Origin of the sequence: [Actinomadura] parvosata subsp. kistnae (assembly GCF_900323885.1) — a bacterium.
GTDB classification, from domain to species: domain Bacteria; phylum Actinomycetota; class Actinomycetes; order Streptosporangiales; family Streptosporangiaceae; genus Nonomuraea; species Nonomuraea composti.
Genome location: NZ_OOHJ01000018.1, coordinates 4,289,266 through 4,307,758, shown reverse-complemented (window position 1 = coordinate 4,307,758; position 18,493 = coordinate 4,289,266). Strand labels below are relative to the sequence as shown.

The 18,493-nt window shown below is 72.5% G+C and carries 17 protein-coding genes; 10 read left to right on the top strand and 7 right to left on the bottom strand.

The genetic code is table 11. The annotated features are described in order from the left end of the window. Window positions 1–14: 14 nt before the first annotated feature. Together KIS93_RS40420 and KIS93_RS40415 are read right to left on the bottom strand one after the other, a co-directional pair. Window positions 15–575, bottom strand: a complete 561-nt coding sequence (locus KIS93_RS40420) for a carboxymuconolactone decarboxylase family protein (RefSeq protein WP_222107733.1) — start codon at window positions 573–575, stop codon at window positions 15–17. Further along, entirely contained in the window at window positions 572–1,213 is a 642-nt protein-coding gene (locus tag KIS93_RS40415) for a TetR/AcrR family transcriptional regulator (RefSeq protein WP_080042711.1), read from the bottom strand. The genes KIS93_RS40420 and KIS93_RS40415 overlap by 4 nt, the downstream gene beginning before the upstream one ends. Before the next feature lie 164 nt (window positions 1,214–1,377). On the opposite strand from KIS93_RS40415, the gene KIS93_RS40410 reads away from it, so the two are divergent. The 7 genes from KIS93_RS40410 to KIS93_RS40380 all read left to right on the top strand — a co-directional run bounded on the left by KIS93_RS40410 (window position 1,378) and on the right by KIS93_RS40380 (window position 9,993). Beyond that, window positions 1,378–2,403, top strand: a complete 1,026-nt coding sequence (locus KIS93_RS40410; RefSeq protein ID WP_335673913.1) for a LacI family DNA-binding transcriptional regulator — start codon at window positions 1,378–1,380, stop codon at window positions 2,401–2,403. 81 nt (window positions 2,404–2,484) lie between these two features. Then, window positions 2,485–4,089 (top strand): FAD-dependent oxidoreductase, encoded by a 1,605-nt coding sequence (locus KIS93_RS40405; RefSeq protein ID WP_222107732.1) that lies wholly within the window; start codon window positions 2,485–2,487, stop codon window positions 4,087–4,089. Window positions 4,090–4,108: 19 nt separating this feature from the next. Continuing rightward, a complete protein-coding gene (locus KIS93_RS40400) occupies window positions 4,109–5,368 on the top strand; it encodes an extracellular solute-binding protein (RefSeq protein ID WP_080042713.1) in 1,260 nt (419 codons plus the stop codon). A gap of 1 nt (window position 5,369) precedes the next feature. Beyond that, the gene (locus tag KIS93_RS40395; RefSeq protein ID WP_222107731.1) at window positions 5,370–6,311 is read left to right on the top strand and encodes a carbohydrate ABC transporter permease; all 942 of its coding nucleotides are present in this window, start codon (window positions 5,370–5,372) and stop codon (window positions 6,309–6,311) included. Continuing rightward, on the top strand, window positions 6,301–7,131 hold the full coding sequence (locus KIS93_RS40390) for a carbohydrate ABC transporter permease (protein WP_080042714.1): 831 nt from the start codon (window positions 6,301–6,303) through the stop codon (window positions 7,129–7,131). The genes KIS93_RS40395 and KIS93_RS40390 overlap by 11 nt, the downstream gene beginning before the upstream one ends. 2 nt (window positions 7,132–7,133) lie before the next feature. After that, a complete protein-coding gene (locus KIS93_RS40385; RefSeq protein ID WP_080042715.1) occupies window positions 7,134–9,008 on the top strand; it encodes a hypothetical protein in 1,875 nt (624 codons plus the stop codon). Window positions 9,009–9,039: 31 nt separating this feature from the next. After that, entirely contained in the window at window positions 9,040–9,993 is a 954-nt protein-coding gene (locus KIS93_RS40380) for a GlxA family transcriptional regulator (RefSeq protein WP_080042716.1), read from the top strand. A gap of 79 nt (window positions 9,994–10,072) precedes the next feature. Here KIS93_RS40380 and KIS93_RS40375 read toward each other — a convergent pair whose 3' ends face one another. After that, on the bottom strand, window positions 10,073–11,101 hold the full coding sequence (locus tag KIS93_RS40375) for a saccharopine dehydrogenase family protein (protein ID WP_080042717.1): 1,029 nt from the start codon (window positions 11,099–11,101) through the stop codon (window positions 10,073–10,075). A 110-nt stretch (window positions 11,102–11,211) separates the two neighbouring features. Here KIS93_RS40375 and KIS93_RS40370 point away from each other — a divergent pair, with 110 nt between their 5' ends. Then, window positions 11,212–12,177, top strand: a complete 966-nt coding sequence (locus KIS93_RS40370) for a helix-turn-helix domain-containing protein (protein WP_080042718.1) — start codon at window positions 11,212–11,214, stop codon at window positions 12,175–12,177. A 29-nt stretch (window positions 12,178–12,206) separates the two neighbouring features. On the opposite strand, the gene KIS93_RS40365 is transcribed toward KIS93_RS40370, so the two are convergent. Next, a complete protein-coding gene (locus tag KIS93_RS40365; RefSeq protein ID WP_222107730.1) occupies window positions 12,207–13,613 on the bottom strand; it encodes an alpha/beta hydrolase family protein in 1,407 nt (468 codons plus the stop codon). Between the two features lie 79 nt (window positions 13,614–13,692). Here KIS93_RS40365 and KIS93_RS40360 point away from each other — a divergent pair, with 79 nt between their 5' ends. Next, window positions 13,693–14,256: an ArsR/SmtB family transcription factor gene (locus tag KIS93_RS40360; protein WP_080042719.1), complete on the top strand. Its 564-nt coding sequence runs from the start codon at window positions 13,693–13,695 to the stop codon at window positions 14,254–14,256. A 12-nt stretch (window positions 14,257–14,268) separates the two neighbouring features. On the opposite strand, the gene KIS93_RS66075 is transcribed toward KIS93_RS40360, so the two are convergent. Continuing rightward, complete coding sequence (locus KIS93_RS66075) at window positions 14,269–15,732, bottom strand: PQQ-dependent sugar dehydrogenase (protein WP_230465566.1); 1,464 nt, start codon at window positions 15,730–15,732, stop codon at window positions 14,269–14,271. A gap of 288 nt (window positions 15,733–16,020) precedes the next feature. Beyond that, window positions 16,021–16,347, bottom strand: coding sequence for a hypothetical protein (locus KIS93_RS40350; RefSeq protein WP_080042721.1), 327 nt, complete (start codon window positions 16,345–16,347; stop codon window positions 16,021–16,023). A gap of 377 nt (window positions 16,348–16,724) precedes the next feature. Between KIS93_RS40350 and KIS93_RS40345 the strand changes: the two genes are divergently transcribed. Next, on the top strand, window positions 16,725–18,044 hold the full coding sequence (locus tag KIS93_RS40345) for an alpha/beta hydrolase family protein (RefSeq protein ID WP_080042722.1): 1,320 nt from the start codon (window positions 16,725–16,727) through the stop codon (window positions 18,042–18,044). Here the strand turns inward: KIS93_RS40345 and KIS93_RS40340 are convergent. After that, window positions 17,996–18,409 carry a winged helix-turn-helix transcriptional regulator gene (locus KIS93_RS40340; RefSeq protein ID WP_080042723.1) on the bottom strand — a complete coding sequence of 138 codons (414 nt, stop codon included), beginning with the start codon at window positions 18,407–18,409 and terminating at the stop codon, window positions 17,996–17,998. The genes KIS93_RS40345 and KIS93_RS40340 overlap by 49 nt on opposite strands. Window positions 18,410–18,493 lie beyond the last annotated feature (84 nt).

The following is an 18,493-nucleotide window of genomic DNA, read 5'->3' as shown; positions in this document are numbered from 1 at the left end:
TCCCCCTGAAAGGGTCAGCTCGCGGTGCGCGTCCACTCCTGGCCCTGCCAGGCCGGGTCGAGCGGGGTGTGGGCGAGGTGGTTGGTGTAGTTCGACAGGGTCTTCATGCCGACCCCGAGCACGATGTCGAGCACGTGCCGGCGGGTGTAGCCGGCCGTCAGGAAGGCTTCGACCTCGGCGTCGTCCACCCAGCCGCGCTGGGAGACCATCGCGTGGGTGAGGCGGCGGGCGGCCTCAAGCGCCTCGTCCTCCAGCGGCTTGCCCGCCCGCAGCGCCTCCACCACCTCGGCGGGGACGCGGGCGCGCAGCGCGAGGGTGGAGTGGGCGGCCACGCAGTACTCGCAGCCGTTCTCCACGCTGGCGGTGATCCACACGACGTGCTTGGCCGGCCCCGGCAGGGAGGACCTGCCGAACTGCTCGGCCAGCGCGTTGTAGCCGGCGAGCAGCTCGGGCGACTCGGCCATCACCCCGTTGAGCGTGGTCACGAAGCCCATGCGCTTCTTGGCGGCCGCCAGCATCGGGCGGGCCGCCTCGGGGGCGTCGCTCTCGTCGTAGACGCGGAACTCGGTCATCATCTCTCCTCAGTGACAGTGTCAGTAACAGGCTCAGTGGCGGTCTCGGTGACAGTGCGGGCGAAGCCGTCCAGGACGGCGCGGACGCCGGCGAGCAGGTCGCCGGGGTCGGCGCCGGCCCGGGAGCGCAGGTTGACCCCGTAGGCCAGCAGCGCCAGCGTCTCGGCGGCGGCGTCCGCGTCGAGCCCGGGGCGCACCTGGCCGAGGCCGGCGGCCACGGTGAGCGCGGCCCGCATGGCCGCGCGCAGCTCGGCGTGGTGGGCGTCGAGGACCTGGCGGACCTCGGGCAGCTCGCGGCCGGCACCGGTGTGGGTATTGGTGACGAGGCAGCCCCAGCGGGCGTGCTCGCCGGTGCAGCGGGCCGCGACCAGTTGCTCGAAGAAGCTCGCGATGGCGGGCAGGCCGCGCCGGTCGGCGGCGAGGGCGTCGAACACGGGCCGCGACCGCCGCTCCAGGTAGCGGCCGAGCGCGGCGGCCTGGAGGCGTTCCTTGCCGCCGAAGGTCGCGTACAGGCTGGACCGGCTGAGGCCGGTGGCCTGCACGACGTCGGCGATGCCGGTGACGTCGGCGCCGCGCTCCCAGAACAGCCGCATCACCTGCTCCAGCGCCGCGTCGGGGTCGAAGTGCTTGACGTCCGGCATGCGCCCTCCTCCTAACTTGGAACGACTATTCCAAGATAGAGCCAGGAAGCCCGCCCAAGCAACCCCGAATCTGCTAATACGGATTACTTCAGCTATTACCCCTTGACGTCCCGTTCTGTCCGGTCTCACAATTGCCGGACTAATACGCATTACCAGCAGGACAGGTGATCAGCACTGTGGCTCCTTCAGGTCGGCGTCTGACGCAGCAGGACATCGCGCGCATGGCGGGCGTGAGCCAGACGACCGTGTCCCTGGTGCTCAACGGGCGGGCCGAGGGCGAGGTCAGGATCTCCCCCGAGACCCGCGACCGGGTGCTCCAGGTGATCAGGGAGACCGGCTACGTGGCCGACCCGGCGGCGCGCCGGCTCGTCGAGCGGCGCAACCGCATCTACGGCGTGTTCACCTACGAGGCCGTCTTCCCGGCCGAGAGCGCCGACTTCTACCACCCGTTCCTGGTCGGGATCGAGGAGTGCGCGGAGGAGGCGGGCTGCGACCTGCTGCTGTTCACCAGCGCCAAGGTGGAGCAGGGCGAGCGGCGGCGGATCTTCAGCGCGGAGAGCCGGATCCGGCTCGCGGACGGCTGTGTCCTGCTCGGCCGCACCATCGACCGGGACGACCTGTCCAGGCTGCTCTCGGAGGGCATCCCGTTCGTCTCGGTCGGCCGCCGCGACGACGCCGGCGGGCCGGTCCCGTACGTCGGCGCCGACTACCCGCCGGCGGTGCGCGCGCTGGTCGGGCGGGCCGCGGCGCTCGGGCACCGGCGGATGGCCTACGTCGGGTCCGGCCAGGGCCCCGAGTCCTACGCCGACCGGTTGCGCGGCTTCACCGAGGGCGTGGCCGCCGCGCCGGGCGTCGAAGGGGTGCACCTGACGAGCGCGGACGGCCTGTTCGACGCGGGCGCCACGGTGGTGTTCGCCGAGGAGCTGGCCGACGGCGCGGCCATCGCCGAGGTGGCCCGCGCCCGCGGCCTGGACGTGCCGCGCGACCTGTCGATCGTCGCGCTCGGCGCGCCGACCCGGCCGGTCTCCACCGACATCGACTTCGCCGGCTTCCGCATCCCGCGCAGGGAGATGGGCCGCCGGGCCGTCGAGCTGCTCACCCACGTCCTGGAGCACGGCGGAGCCCCGCAGGAGCTGCTGGCGTGCGAGCTGGTCGAGGGCTCGACCCTGGCACCCCCGGCACAACGCTGACCCCGCACTGGTCGAGGGCTCGACCCTGGCCCCTCCGGCACAACGCTGAACCCCCGTACATGAGGAGAGGTAACCCCCAACGTGGTTGAGATCTCGGCAGACGCGCTCGTCGTCGGCGGCGGGCTGGGCGGCGTGGCCGCGGCGCTCGCCCTGCTGCGGGCGGGCCGCTCGGTGGTGCTCACCGAGGAGTACGACTGGCTGGGCGGCCAGCTCACCAGCCAGGCCGTGCCGCCGGACGAGCACACCTGGGTGGAGCGGTTCGGCGTCACGGCCAGCTATCGCGCGCTGCGCGACGGCATCCGCCGCTACTACCGCGACCACTACCCGCTCACCGAGCGGGCGCGGGCGTGGCGGGAGCTGAACCCGGGCGCCGGGCACGTCAGCAAGCTGTGCCACGAGCCCCGCGTGGCCGTCGCGGTCATCGAGGCCATGCTCGCCCCCTACCGGGGGTCGGGCCGGCTGCGGGTGCTCCAGCCGTACCGGGCGGTGGGGGCCGAGGTGGACGGCGACCGCGTCACGGCCGTGCGACTGGCGCACCGCGACGGGGGCGGGGAGATCGTCGCCGTGGCGCCGTACGTGCTGGACGCCACCGAGACCGGCGAGCTGCTGCCCCTGACCGGCACCGAGTACGTGACCGGCTTCGAGTCGCAGGCGGAGACCGGCGAGCCGAGCGCCCCGGCGGCGGCGCAGCCGATGAACATGCAGGCCGTGTCGGTGTGCTTCGCGATCGACCACGTGGACGGCGACCACACGATCGACAAGCCGGCCTCGTACGACTTCTGGCGGGAGTACCAGCCGCCGTTCTGGGGCGACCGGCTGCTGTCGTGGCGCTGCCCGAGCCCGCGGACGCTGGAGATCGTGGAGCGTTCCTTCACCCCGAACCCGGGCGACGACCCCCGCCTGGTGGAGGCCGACCAGCGGGTCAACCCGGGCGACGGCAACCTGTGGACGTTCCGCAGGATCGCCGCCCGGGAGAACTTCGTGCCCGGCGCGTACGAGAGCGACATCACGCTCGTCAACTGGCCGATGATCGACTACCTGGAGGGGCCGGTCATCGACGTACCGGACCCTGACCTGCACCTGGCGAGGGCCCGCGAGCTGTCGAAGTCGGTGCTGTACTGGCTGCAGACCGAGGCGCCGCGCCACGACGGCGGCACCGGCTACCCGGGCCTGCGGCTGCGCGGCGACGTCACCGGCGGCGCCGACGGGCTCGCCCAGGCCCCCTACATCCGCGAGTCCCGGCGGATCCGGGCCCTGACGACCGTTACCGAGCAGGACCTGTCGGTGGCGGTGCGCGGCGACAAGGGCGCCGTCGGCTATCACGACTCGGTGGGCGTGGGCATGTACCGCATCGACCTGCACCCTTCGACCGGCGGCGACAACTACATCGACGTCGCCTGCTCCCCGTTCGAGATCCCCCTCGGGGCGCTGATCCCGCAGCGGATGACCAACCTGCTGCCGGCCTGCAAGAACATCGGCACCACCCACATCACCAATGGCGCCTACCGCCTGCACCCGGTGGAGTGGAACGCCGGCGAGGCGGCCGGCGCGCTCGCCGCCTTCTGCCTGGAGCGCGCCACGACGCCGCACGCCGTGCGGGCGGACGAGCGGCTCCTGGCCGACTTCCAGCACCGGCTGGTCCGGGACGGCGTGGAGCTGCGCTGGCCGGACGTCACCGGCTACTGATGCCAGAAGGAGAACCCCCATGAAAGCACCCCTGGCGGCATTGACGCTGGCCGCCCTGCTCGCGGTCTCCGCGTGCGGCGGCGGCGCGCGGGACACGGGCGCCGCGCAGGGCCCGCAGCCGCTGCGCATGTCGATCTGGACCTCGAACGAGGCCCACCTGAAGCTGTTCAAGGAGATCGCCGCCGAGTACCGCAAGGCCCATCCGCAGGTGGGCGAGATCACCTTCGACCCGATCCCGTTCGAGACCTACACGACCACGCTGACCACGCAGATCGCCGGCGGCAACGCCCCCGATTTGGCGTGGATCATGGAGAACTCGGCCCCCGACTTCGTCGGCTCCGGCGCCCTCGTCCCACTCAAGAGCAGGATCGAGAACGTGGGCGAGCTGGTCCCGTCCGCCACCCGCCTGTGGGAGCAGGGCGGCGAGCTGTACGCCTACCCGTTCTCCACCTCGCCCTTCGGCGTCTTCGTCAACACCGACCTGGTCAAGGCCGCCGGCCAGAAGACGCCGCGCGAGCTGATGAAGGCCGGCCAGTGGGACTGGGAGCACGCCAACGCGATCAACAAGGCCGTCGCGGCGAAGGGCGGGAACGGCCTGACCATCCTCAACTTCGATTACAAGGCGTGGGACAACCTCGCCACCGTCTGGCAGGGCTGGGGCGCCAAGGCGTGGAGCGACGACGGCGGAACCTGCCGGTTCAACGCGCCCGAGATGGTCGAGGCCATGACGTTCCTGCACAAGGCGATCTTCACCGACAAGTCGATGCCGGGCCCCGGCACCGCCGTGGACTTCTTCTCCGGCGACACCGCGATGGCCGTCGCCCAGATCTCCCGCGCCGCCATGCTGGAGGACGCGACATTCAAGTGGGACCTGGTGCCGCTGCCCGCCGGGCCGAAGGGCCCGTACGCGGTCATCGGCCAGGCCGGCATCGGCGTGCTGAAGAAGTCGCCGCGCGCCGAGCAGGCCACCGACTTCCTCGCCTACTTCGCCAACGCCGCGAACTCCGCCAAGCTCGCCGCCTACTTCCCGCCCGCGCGCAGCTCGCTGCTGACCGCCGCCACCATGGCCAAGACCAGCTCCATGCTGAACGGCGACCAGCTCCAGGAAGTGGTGATCGACGGCATCGAGAAGGGCGTCGTCAAACCGAGCCACACCGGCCAGGCCGAGCTGGCCCAGACCGCGAGGGCCGCGCTCGACCCGCTGTGGAAGCCGGACGCGGACGTCAAGGCGGTGCTGGACGGCGTGTGCGCGAAGATCCAGCCGCTGCTGGGCGGATGACGTGACGGCGACCGACCTCGGGGACCGGGTGGCCGTGCGCGCCGCCGCCCGGCCCCGCCCCTTCTGGACCATCCCCCGGCGTGACGCCCTCGTCGGCTACCTGATGATCTCGCCGCAGCTCGCCGGCAGCGTGCTGTTCGTGCTGCTGCCGCTCGGCCTGGTCGTCTACTACAGCCTCCAGGAGTGGAACGTGCTGGCGGGCACGTTCGAGTACGTCGGCGGCGCGAACTACGCCAAGCTGCTCGCCGACCCGAACATGGGCCAGGTGCTGGCCAGCACCGCGCTCTTCTCGGCCGGCCTGGTCGTGCTCAACCTCACGCTCGCCCTCGTCCTCGCGATCCTGCTCGACCAGCGGCTGCGCGGCACCACGTTCTTCCGCACGCTGTTCTTCTCGCCGGTGCTGGTGTCGCTGGTCGCCTGGACCATCGTCTGGCAGTTCCTGCTCCAGCAGGACGGCGGCGTCAACGGCCTGCTCGGCCTGGCCGGCGTCGAGGGCCCCAACTGGCTGCGCGGCGACACGACCGCCCTGCTGTCGGTCGTCGTGGTGCAGGTCGTCAAGAACGTGGGCCTGAACATGGTGCTGTTCCTGGCCGCGTTGCAGGGCGTGCCGCGCCAGCTCCACGAGGCCGCCCAACTGGACGGCGCCGGCGCCTGGACCAGGTTCGCCCGCATCACGGTGCCGCAGATCAGCCCCACGATCCTGCTCACCTCGATCATCACCGTGGTCGGGTCGCTGCAGGTGTTCGCCCAGATCGCGGTGCTCACCCAGGGCGGGCCCGGCCTGTCGACCACGGTCCTCGTCTACTACCTGTACCAGCAGGCCTTCCAGTTCCGGCACCTCGGCTACGGCGCCACCCTGTCGGTCCTGCTGTTCCTGATCGTCGCGGCGCTGACGCTGCTGCAGTGGTGGCTGCGCCGGAAGTGGGTCTTCCATGAGTCGTAGGGTCAAGCTCGCCCTGTACGCGCTGCTGTGCGTGTTGTGCGTGCCGTTCGTGTTCCCCACCTGGTGGATGGTCACCTCGTCGGTCAAGCCGATCAGCGACATCTTCGCCTTCCCGCCCGCGCTGATCCCCTCAAGGTTCGACTTCTCCACCTATAGCCGGGTCTTCGAGCTGCAGCCGTTCGGACAGCAGTACCTCAACAGCCTCTACATCGCGGCGGTCGTGACCGCCGGCACGATGGCGGTGGCCGCGATGGCCGGCTACGCCTTCGCCCGCATCCGCTTCCCCGGCCAGAACCTGCTGTTCCTCGTCGTGCTCGTCGGGCTGCTCATCCCCAGCGAGGTCACGATCGTGCCGCTGTTCCAGCTGTTCCACGCGGCGGGGCTGACCGACACGCACTGGCCGCTGATCCTCGTGCCGATCCTGGGCGCGCCCGGCGTGCTGGCCACGTTCATCATGCGGCAGTTCTTCATCACGCTGCCCGGCGAGCTGGAGGAGGCCGCCAGAGTGGACGGGCTCGGCCGCTTCGGCACCTTCCGCAAGGTGGCGCTGCCGCTGGCCAGGCCCGCGCTCGGCGCCGTCGCCATCTTCACCTTCCTGCACTCCTGGAACCTCTACCTCGAACCCATCGTGTTCCTGTCCACCCCGTCGAAGTTCACCCTGCCGCAGGCGCTCACCCAGTTCGTCGACGCCTACGGCTCGCCCCTGTGGAACGTGCAGCTGTCCGCCGCGACGATGACCGCCCTGCCCATCCTGGTCGTCTTCGTGCTGGCCCAGAGGCAGTTCATCGAGGGGCTCGCGCACACCGGTCTGAAAGGCTGACCATGCACACCCCCCACCTTTCCCGGCGCTCCCTGCTGCGCGCCGCCGCCCTGCTCCCGGCCGCCGCCCCCGTGCTCCTGCCCGCCGCCCTCCCCGATCTGGCCCCGCTGCCGTCCGGCGCGCCCGACCGCCGGCTGTTCGCGCCGCACGAGCAGCGCTTCGCGCCGTACCTGGCCACGCTCGCGCCCATGGTGAACGACATGGACGACAGCGGCTTCTTCGCGGGGGGCTGGTGGCGCAACCCGGCGGCGCCGTACAACGCCCGGGTGCAGGAGCACGTGTTCACGCTGGCCTGGTTCCACGCCAACGCCCGACCGTGGAACCCGTACGCCGGGGACGCGAGCCTGCTGGCCGCGCTGGACGCGGCGCTCGGCCACTACCTGTCGCTCCAGCACGCCGACGGCTCCTTCCCCGAGTACAGCCGCGACCAGCACGGCCTGGCGCCCACCGGGTTCGGCATCGGCTACCTGGCCAAGACGCTGCGCATCCTGCGTGCCACCGGGGCGCTGCCCGCGCGGCAGGCGCAGATCAGCGCCGCGTTGCGGACGGCCATGACGTGGTTCCTGGACGGCGGCAACCGTACCGTCTGGCAGGAGCGGCTCACCTGGGCCAACCAGACCAGCGCGGGCCTGGCCGGAGCGGCGCTCGCGCTCAGGCTGGACCCGGACCCCGCGCTCTCCGCCCGCCTGACGGAGGCGTTCGCCAGGATCGCCACGGCGGGCCTGAGCACGGCCGGCTTCTTCAACGAGGAGGGCGGCCACGACATGAACTACAACTTCGAGGTCATGCTGCCCGAGCTGGCCGACGCCCACCACCAGAACCCCGACCCGCACCTGGTGGACATGGCCCGCGCGTTCACCGGCTTCCTGTCCTACAACCTGCTGCGCGAGCCGGACGGCGCCGGCTACCTGGTCAACGTCGCGCCGTCCACCCGCACCAGCACCCGCTGGTACGACGAGGTCCGGCCCGACCCCGACCGGACCGCGCTCAACTGGACGTTCACCCGCCAGGTGCCGCTGCTGTCGGCGTTCATGACCGCCCGCGAGGACCTGGCCGAGGCCCGCGCCGCCTGGGCCGCCGCCCCCGACCCGGTCACCCCGCTCGCCAAGCAGGACACCTCGCCGCGCATCCTCACCCACGCCCTGGACGGCGAGCGCTTCCCCACCCGCATGCAGCGCGCCGCCGCCATCGCCGACCTGCCCTACCTGCGCTCCGCCGACTTCGCCGAGCTGCGCCGCGACAACGGCCAGGACTTCCTGTACGTCCGCAAGCCCGGCCTCTACCTGGGCGGCTACTTCGGCACCCGCGCCTCCCGCGCCCGCACCGGCCTGACCTTCCTGTGGCACCCCGAGGCCGGCACCGTCGTCTGCGGGCTCAACGACAACAACCACGCCTGCTGGGCCACCGTCTTCCCCGGCCAGGTGCCCGACGCGAACGGCTCGCTGCCCGCCGCCTACTTCCACGGCGCCCCCTCCGACGGCAGGCAGTGGACCGGCGGCCGGGCGCCCGCCGCCCTCGGCATCCGGTACGGCAACGCGAGCGTCACCACCGACGTCCTGATCACCTCCCGGACGGTCCGGCGCACGGTCACGGCGAACGCCGCCGCCACCGAGCAGATCCCGCTCGTCCTGCACCCGTCGGACGTCCTCACCTTCACCGACGGCACGCGGGCCGCGTTCGGCGGCGCCACCACCGCCACCGCCGACGGGTTCGACGTGCGCAGGGGCCGCACCACGATCCGCTTCCGCTGGGGCACGCCCCTGGAGGCGACGCTCGCGGCGGGCACCGTGCGGTACTTCCGCGACGGCAGCCGCCGCTTCCACGCCCTGCGCGTCCCGCACCAGGGCAGGTTCGACCTGACGGTGACCATGGGCTGAGGGCGACCGGGCGGCCCGGTAGGTTGCGGCCATGCACACCGTCGCCGTCCTCGCGCTCGACCAGGTGATCCCGTTCGACCTCTCCGTGCCGATCGAGACGTTCGCCCGCACGCGGCTGCCCGGCGGTCACCCCGCCTACCGGGTGCGGGTGTGCGGCGAGCGGCCCGAGGTGGACGCGGGCGCGTTCACGGTGCGCGTGCCCGGCGGGCTGGACGAGCTCAGGGCGGCGGACACGGTCATCGTGCCGGGCGTGTCCGACCCGTTCGCGCCGCTGCCCGGCGGCGTCCGCGACGCGCTGCGGGCGGCGGCGGCGAACGGCGCCCGGATCGCCTCCATCTGCTCGGGCGCCTTCCCCCTAGCCGCGACCGGGCTGCTCGACGGACTGCGGGTGACCACCCACTGGGTCCTGGCCGAGCGGCTGGCCGCCGCCTATCCCCTGCTGGAGGTCGCCCCCGACGTCCTGTACGTGGACAACGGCCAGTTCCTCACCTCGGCCGGCGCCGCCGCCGGGCTCGACCTGTGCCTGCACCTGATCCGCCGCGACCACGGCTCGGCCGTCGCCGCCGACGCGGCCCGCCTGTCGGTGATGCCGCTCGAACGGGAGGGCGGGCAGGCCCAGTTCATCGTGCACGACCACCCGGTGGTGCCGCGGGGCTCGGAGCTGGAGCCGCTGCTCGGCTGGCTGCAGGACAACCTCGCCGGCCCTCTCACGCTCGACGACATCTCCGCGCACGCCGGCATGAGCACGCGCACGCTGATCCGCCGCTTCCGCGAGCAGACCGGCACCACGCCGCTGCGCTGGCTGCACCGGGCCCGCATCCGGCAGGCGCAGCACCTCCTGGAGACCACCCGGCAGCCGGTCGAGCGCATCGGCGCCCAGGTCGGCTTCGGCTCGCCGACCGCCTTCCGCGACCGGTTCAAGCGGATGACCGGCGTGAGCCCGGCCGGCTACCGGCGCGCGTTCGGCTCGAAGGCCGCCACCTGAGCGGGGGGCCGCCACCTGAACGGGGGGCCGCCACCTGAACGGGGGTCACGCCGCCGAGCCGCCCGTCCCCGGCCCGCTCTCACCCGTGCAGGTCCACCGTGAGGTGAGGGGACAGCGCCCGCAGGAAGTCGGGCGCGTCGAAGATCTCGCCGGCGGAGACGACGCCGACCGCCCTGGTCCGCCCCGAGAGGATGCGCTCCACCGCCTCCACCACGATCGGCGCCGTGATGGCGTAGATGTCCTGGCCGGTGGCCACGGCGCGCCGCTCGCTGCCGCCCGCGCGGACGACGACGTCCACGAGGAACGTCTGCGCGGAGCGCCCCTTCTCGTCGGCCGGGGCCGGCGCCGGCGTGTCGGGGGCCACGACGTCCTTGGCCGCCTCGACCGTCATGTACGTGCGCACCTCGGGGATGGCCAGGTGGCTCGGCACGGTGACGATGTCGGCCATCGAGAACTCCCCGATGACGGCCCTGGGCCCCATCGGCTCGGGGAACGGCCACTCCAGCGTCGGGGACTGGTCGTCGCGGTACTCCAGCCGGCCGCCGGCGTACCGGACGCGCCGCCCGTCCCGCCGCTGCCGGGAGATCACGCCGGAGGCGCGGGTGCCGGCGGTGGGGTGCCAGTCGCTCAGCCCGTACGCGATGTGCGCCTCGTCGGCCGCCGTCCAGTCGCCCATCGCGGCGGTGGCCAGCAGGTCGCCGAGCCCGCCGTAGAAGGCCATCGCGGGGACGACCACCGCGCCCTGCTCGCGGGCACGGCCGGCGAACTGGGTGAACGTGTCGACGTTGGCCTCGATCTCGGCGGCCACGTCCACGTACGGGATCCCGGCGCGCAGCGCCGCCTCGATGACGGGGGCGCCGGTCGTGGCGAAGGGCCCGGCGCAGTTGATCACCGCCGCGGTGCCGGCCAGCGCGCGGTCCAGCGCGGCCGGGTCGTCCACGGACGCGGGGCGGGCCTCCAGCCCGCTCTCGTACGCCTGCTCCTTCAGCTTCCCGGCGTCCCGCCCGGACAGGACGGGGACGAACCCGCGCTCGAGGAGCCGCGCCACCACGAACCGCCCGGTGTGCCCGTACGCCCCGAACACCGCCACCATCTGCCCTGCTGCCATGGGTTTCTCCCCGTGCTCACCTGATCTGCCGCGATCTGACGTGACCATCCTGGCAACGGCGCATCCCCCGCACGAGTGTCCGGAACGCCATCACCCATACAATTCCGGACATGCACACAGTCGCGCTGGCCGTCACCGACGGAATGCTGCATTTCGAGCTCTCCCTGGCGTACGAGGTCTTCGGGGCCGACCTGACGCACCTGGCCGACCCCTGGTACGACCTCGTGGTCTGCGGGCCGGGCGCGGTGCGGGCCGGCCGGTTCCTGCTGGAGCCCGACCACGGCCTCGACCACCTGCGAGAGGCCGACACGGTGATCGTCCCCGGCTGGGCCGACGTGGACGTGAGCCCGCCGGCCGAGCTGGTCGCGGCGGTGCGCGCGGCCCACGAGGCGGGCGCCCGCGTGGCGTCCCTGTGCACGGGCGCGTTCGTGCTGGCCGAGGCGGGCCTGCTGGACGGCAAGCGCGCCACCACGCACTGGGCGCACACGAGGGAGCTGGCCACCCGCTTCCCCGAGGTGGAGGTGGACCCGGACGTCCTGTACGTGGACAACGGCGACGTGCTGACCTCGGCGGGCAAGGCCGCGGCCATGGACCTGTGCCTGCACCTGGTCCGCCTCGACCACGGCTCCTCGGTCACCAACGCGGTCGCCCGCCGCCTGGTGGTGCCGCCGCACCGGGACGGCGGCCAGTCCCAGTTCGTCACGACGCCGGTGCCCGCCCCCGACAACCATCCGCTGGCGGAGCTGTTCCCGTGGGTGATGGAGCGGCTGGACCAGCCGCTGACCGTGGAGGACCTGGCCCGCCAGGCGCGGATGAGCGCCCGCAACCTGGGCCGCCACTTCCGCTCGGTCACCGGCACCACCCCGCTCCAGTGGCTGCTGATCCAGCGGATCCGCCACGCCCAGCAGCTGCTGGAGACCACGGACGACAGCGTCGACGCCATCGCCTCGGCCACCGGCATGGGCACCGCCACGACGTTGCGCCGCAACTTCAACCGCACGGTCGGCGTGCCCCCGGACACCTACCGCCGCACGTTCCGCTCCCGCACCCGCCCCGGCGCCCTCACCCACGCCTGAGGCAGCCGCCCCGCGACCCCCACCCACGCTCAAGGCAGCAGCAGTCCCCAGTACAGCGCCCAGGGCACGAACACCGCGCCGCCCGCGATGAGCAGCCCCAGCCGCACCCGCTCGCCCCGCGTGCCCGCGCGCCGCCACGTCGCCACCGTGACCGCGGTGGCGGCGACGGTCGCGACGGCGACCGCCTGGAGGGCGAGCCAGAGCACGGGCCGGTCGCCCAGCATGGGGCCGGGCGCGGCCAGTTTCCCGCCGGTCATGATCACGTAGAACAGGTACGCGAACCCGCCCAGGATCGCCACCAGCCCGCCCGCGCTGATCACCCGCGCCGCCACGGACGGCACGCCCGCGTCGCGCCGCCGGACCCGCCGGACGAGGGCCACGACGGGGTAGCCGCCGAACGCCACCAGGAGCAGCACCAGCGCCACGACCTGCATGGCGGCCGACTCCCACCAGGCGGTGGGCGGCACCCCGAAGGAGTCGACGGCCTGCACCGGGGCCGGCCCGGAGACCTGGGCCACGGGGGCCCGCCCCGAGGTGGCCTCGCCCACCCATGTCCCGACCAGCTCGGCGTAGCCGGGGGCCAGCTCGGGCAGCCGGGTGACGCCGCCGTCGGGGGTCAGGTGGGCGGCGTGGTCGGCCTGGGGGAAGAAGCGGAAGGTGTAGCGGCGGTTGCCGCCCGCCTCCAGGGCATCGGCGAAGAGGGGCGGCGTCTCCCTGGGCGGCGTCAGCAGGTCGTGCACCCCCCAGATGGCGAGCACGGGCTGCCGCACCCGTGCGAGGACCGGCTCCGGGTCGTGGTACGGCTCGGGGAACAGGCCGCCGTCGGCGATCACCCGGTACAGGTTCGGCTCGGCCCGCCCGACCAGTGACCCGCCCGCGCCCGCCTTGCGCAGCCCGGCCGCCACGGCCCAGGCCTGCTGCCGCAGCGGGCTGAGCGCGTTGGCGCCGACGACGATGACGAAGGCGATGCCCGAGGAGGGGCGGGTGGCGGCGAGCGGCGCGACCCAGCCGCCCTCGCTGAGCCCCCAGATCCCGACCTTGGCGGGATCGACGCCGGGCTGGCGCCGCAGGGTGGCGACGGCGCCGAGCGCGTCCTCGGCGAGCTGCGGGTAGGACCGCTCGGTGGTCGAGTACCCCTGGGAGCGCTTGTCGTAGATGAGCACGGACAAGCCCTGCCGGGCGGCTCCCACGGCCTCGGCCAGCAGCTTCTCCCTGGGGGTGCCGGTGCCCGCGCCGTGCACCAGCACGACTCCGGGCCGCCCGGCGCGGGCGTTCGCGGGGCTGATCACGCTGCCGTGCAGCTCCAGGCCGCCCTCCCCGCGGAAGCTCACTTCGGTGGACGTCAGGTCGGCCGGCAGCCCTGGCGGTGCGGTGGCGCCGGCGGGGAGCGGTAAGGCGAAAAGCACGGCGAGGATCGCCGCCAACAGCTTCATCATGTTGCCGAGACTAGTCTGCAGAGAACTCTCGGCAAAGGAATGTCTGCAGATATCGTTCTGGAGTACTAGCCTGCTCCTCATGAAGGATGACGAGCCGTACCTGCTCGACGACCCCGACCGGCTCAAGGCGCTGGCGCACCCCATGCGCCGCGCGATGCTGACCCACCTCAACGTGCACGGCCCGGCCACCTCCACCACCCTCGGTGAGCTGCTCGGCGCGAAGACCGGCACGACCAGCTACCACCTGCGCCAGCTCGAGAAGTACGGCTTCATCGAGGAGATCCCCGAGCGCTCCACGGGCCGGGAGCGCTGGTGGCGGCGCGCCAAGGTGCCCCGCGACCTGCGGCTGCCCACCCCCGACCAGGTGGCGCCGGAGGACCGGGCGGTGCTGGAGGAGTTCCACCGGGTCGGCTACGAAGAGGACCGCGCCCTGTTCGAGCGCTTCCCCGCCGCCTACCGGGCCGACCCGGGCTGGGCCAGGGGCTCGCGCGGGCTGGCCCGGATGACCCGAGAGGAGCTGGACGCGTTCTACGAGGAGTACATCGCCCTGCTCCTGCGGTACAGCCGCCCGGCGGACGAGGCGCCGCCGGACGCCCGGCCCGTCCACGTCCGCCTCTTCACCCTGCCCGCCGACGAGAGCTGAGGTCCCGGCCGGTCAGCGGGCGACGGCGCAGGTGTCCTTGTTGAGCGTGAACCGGCTCGGCGAGGCCGTGTCACCCGTGTGACTGGCCAGGTACCCCATGGTGACGCTCTGGCCGGGCGCGATGGAGCCGTTGTGCCCGGCGTTGGTGGCGATGACCATGTCGCCGTTCTGCACCAGGTCGGTGTTCCAGTCGGAGATGACGCTCTGGCCCCTGGCCAACGGGAAGCGCAGCGTCCAGCCGTTGATGGGCGTGCTGCCGACGTTCGTGATCGTGAGGTCCATGGTCAGGCCGGTGCCCCACGTCCGCGCCGTGTAGGCGATCCTGCAGGTCGGCAGGACGTGCTCGAACGAGATCCGGTGCAGGCCGCCGGGCAGGTCGTTGACGACGTACAGCTCACCCTCCGGCGTCGCGCCGAACGCGGTGACCTGCGTCGGCATCTCGCCGATCTCCGCCGCGGTGTAGCCGCCCGAGCCGTTCTCGCGCAGCGCCCACGTGGTCATGTAGCAGTAGTCGGCCGCGATGTAGGTGCCGCCGACCAGGTCGGCGAACTGCTTGCCGCGGTAGACCTGCCCGCCGATGACCGCGCAGCCGCCGGTGTGCGGCGAGTAGGTGAAGACGGGCTTGGTGTAGGTGACGTCGGTGCGGCACTGCGCCTGGTCGAACACCTCCAGCCCCTCGTAGCAGGACCAGCCGAGGTTCGCGCCCGCCTGCCGCCCGGCCTTGACGTGGTCGATCTCCTCCCACCTGCCCTGGCCGACGTCACCGATCCACAGGGAGCCGTTCGCCGGGTCCACGGAGAAGCGCCAGGGGTTGCGACCGCCGTACATCCAGATTTCGCCCCGCGCCCCCTGCACCTTCGTGAACGGGTTGTCCGCCGGCACGCAGTAGGCCAGGTCGCCGCAGCTCCTGCTCACGTCCACGCGCAGGATCTTGCCCAGCAGGGTGTCGAGGCGCTGCCCGCTGTCGAAGGGGTCACCCGCGCCGCCGCCGTCGCCGATGCTCATGTAGAGCATGCCGTCGGTGCCGAAGGTGAGCTGGCCGCCGTTGTGGTTGGTGTTCTCGGAGTGCTCCTGGGCGAGCAGGGGTTCGAGCTTGGCCTGGCCGAGACGGTAGCGGGCCAGGGTGACGGCGCCGTCCGGCAGGGCGGTGTAGGCGAGGTAGAGGTTCTGGCTGCGGGCGAAGTCGGGGGCGAGGGCGATGCCGAGCAGGCCGCGCTCGTTGCCGGACTCGTCCACCGACGCGGTGATGTCGATGAGCGGCGTCTGGGAGAGGCCGGTGTCGGGGTGGTAGACGCGCACGGTGCCGCGCTTCTCGGTGATGAACAGCCGCTTCGTCCCGTCGTCGGGCGCGGCGATCGCGGTGGGCCGGCGTAAGCCGAAGGCGACCTGCGTGGCCGTGGCGTTGATCTCCTCCAGCGGCACGGTCGCGGCCGCCTGCGCGGAGGAGGTCGCCGCTGTGGCCGGCGGGGCGGTCATGGGGGCTGTCAGGAGTGGCAGGGACAAGGCGAGCAGCGCGGGGACTGCCCAGCGTTTTCCTGGCATGTCAGGGCTCCAGCGGCGAGGCGTCGTCAAGATCGGACGGTATCCGCTCGCCCGCCGCCCCAACCAGGTCCGCGGCCTGGACCGGCCTCCCTCGAGGCCCTGACCGGCGGTTACGCGGGGGCGGCCCGGCGGGGCCGATGAAACGTACATCGCCGGGCCCACGACAAGGGGCCGCTTCCTCCTTCCCCGACAGGAAGCGGCCCCCGGGTCCCCGCTGGAGCGTCAGTCCAGGTTCGGCCACCACCACTTGTCGTTGTCGTGGTCGTGGTCGTTCTCGTGGTCATCCTTGACCGGGGTGTGGTCGATCTTGTCGTCCTTGACCGGCTCTTCCTTGACGTCGTCGTGCTTGAAGTTCTCGTGGCGCCGGTGCTCGTTGCGCGAGTGGTTGTCGTTGTGGACGATGATGTCGATCCGCGGCATGTGGTAGCGCGGGTTGTGCAGGACCGGCTTCTCCCTCGGGACGTACCTGGTCTTGGTGACGTGCCGGACGGGCTCGGACGGCGGTCCCCCGGCCTGGACGGCGGGGAAGCCGGCGCTCGCGCTGGCCACCCCCGGAAGGAGCATGACACCGGCGGCCGCGCCGGTCAGAGCTAGTGCCGCGAGCCGACGCCCGGGCCGCGATTGCCGAATTTGAGTGTTCACGTGCTCTCGTTTCCATTCATGGATCGATCGGCCAGAGTCCGGCGACCCCCCGCTCGGGTGAGCGCCTAGACGGAAGCAGACGTACCCATGCGAATACTCTCAGTTACCTCCTTAAACCCAAACAACCCGTCAAAGCCCACAGATCTCAGGCGATAACCCGGTTCACACCGTCTGGAGCCGTGGTGGCCTCTGGTGTCTCATGGAGGAGCGAGGAAGGCGCCGCGCCCCCTCGGAAGCCCCCTCAGAAGCCCCTCGGAAGCCCCTCTGAAGAAAGGTGACGACCGATGCGCACCCTCCTTTCGGTCGTTCTCGCCGCCGTGCTGTGCGCGTTACCCGCCACGCCCGCCGCGGGAGCGACCCCCGACGACCAGCCGCTGCCGGGCTACACGATCGACAACCCACCCCTGGCCCCGTCCACCGTCGGCGGCCGGCCCAGCCGGGTCCTGCAAGGCGTGCACGAGCACGCGGCCTTCGACATCGAGGTGCCGCCGCGCTGGAACGGCGAGCTGGTCATGTGGGCGCACGGCTACCGCGGCGACACGACGGTGCTCACCGTCGAGCCGCCCGGCTACGGCCTGCGGCAGCGGCTGCTGGAGCAGGGCTACGCCTGGGCCGCCTCCTCCTACTACGCCAACGGCTACGACGTGCGGGCGGGCGTGCTCAGCACCCGCGCCCTCGTCTCGCGCTTCACGCGCGAGGTGGGCCGGCCGCGCCGCACGTTCCTCGCCGGCGTGTCGATGGGCGGGCACGTCACCGTGCGCTCCATCGAGCAGTTCCCCGGCGTGTACGACGCCGCGCTGCCGATGTGCGGGGTGCTCGGCGACCACGAGCTGTTCGACTTCTTCCTCGACTTCCAGCTCGTCGCCCAGGACCTGGCCGACGTGCCCGCGTACCCGATCCCGGCGGACTACGCGACCTCGGCCGTCCCGAAGATCAAGGAGCGGCTGGGCCTGACCGGCGGGGCCGAGCCCGCGAACGAGCTGGGCCGGCAGTTCCGCGACATCGTCGTCAACCTCGGCGGCGGCCCGCGGCCGGGGGCGTCGGCGGCGTTCGCGTACTGGCAGGACTTCCTGTTCGGGCTGGCGGGGCCGGACGAGGGCGGCCCGCTCGCGCGGGAGCCCGGCCGGGTGGCCACCAACCGCGGCACCGTCTACCGCCCGTCGGCGCCGGTGAACGTCAACGCGAGTGTCCAGCGCGTCGATCCCGCCGACCCGGCCGCGCGCTGGACCGGGCGGCTGACCGAGGTGCCCGCCGTCACCGGCAGGATCACCGTGCCCGTGCTGTCGCTGCACGACCTGGGCGACAACTTCGTGCCGTTCTCGATGGAGCAGTACTACCGGGCCGACGTGGCCAGGAACGGCCGCTCCGGGCTGCTCGTGCAGCGGGCGATCCGGGCGGCGGGGCACTGCGAGTTCAGCCCGGCCGAGGCCGGCGCCGCCTGGGACGACCTCGTACGCTGGCAGCGCACCGGCAAGCGGCCCCAGGGCGACGACGTGAGCCGCCCCGTCACCGTGGCCGACCCCCATTACGGCTGCCGCTTCACCGACCCGGCGGCCTACTCGACCGGCACCCGACCGTTGTTCGCGCCCTGCCCGTCGGCTTGAAGGTGGTTGCGCTCGACCTCCGCCATGTGCTCCTCGGCCCAGGCCCGCAGCGCGGCGAGCGGCACTTCGAGCGACAGGCCGAGCTCGGTGAGGCGGTAGTGCACGCAGGGCGGCACCGTGGGCTCGACGCGGCGGGCCACCAGGCCGTCGCGGACGAGGCTCTGCAGGGTCACGGAGAGCATCTTCTGGGAGATGCCGGGCATGCGCCGGCGCAGCTCCCCGAACCGGACCTCGCCCGGCGCCGCCTCCGCGAGCACCTTGACCGCCATCGAGGTCCACTTGGTGCCGACCCGGTCGAGCAGCCGCCGGGTCGGGCACCCCGGGTCGAACACGTCTCCGCGCCGCGCCGCGCCGCTACTGGTCACCTGGAGCTCACCACCTGAGGGGAAAGTGCCGTCTTGGTGCGCCCACGCTAGTTCACTACCGTGAGCTTGTCACCTTCGGTTACT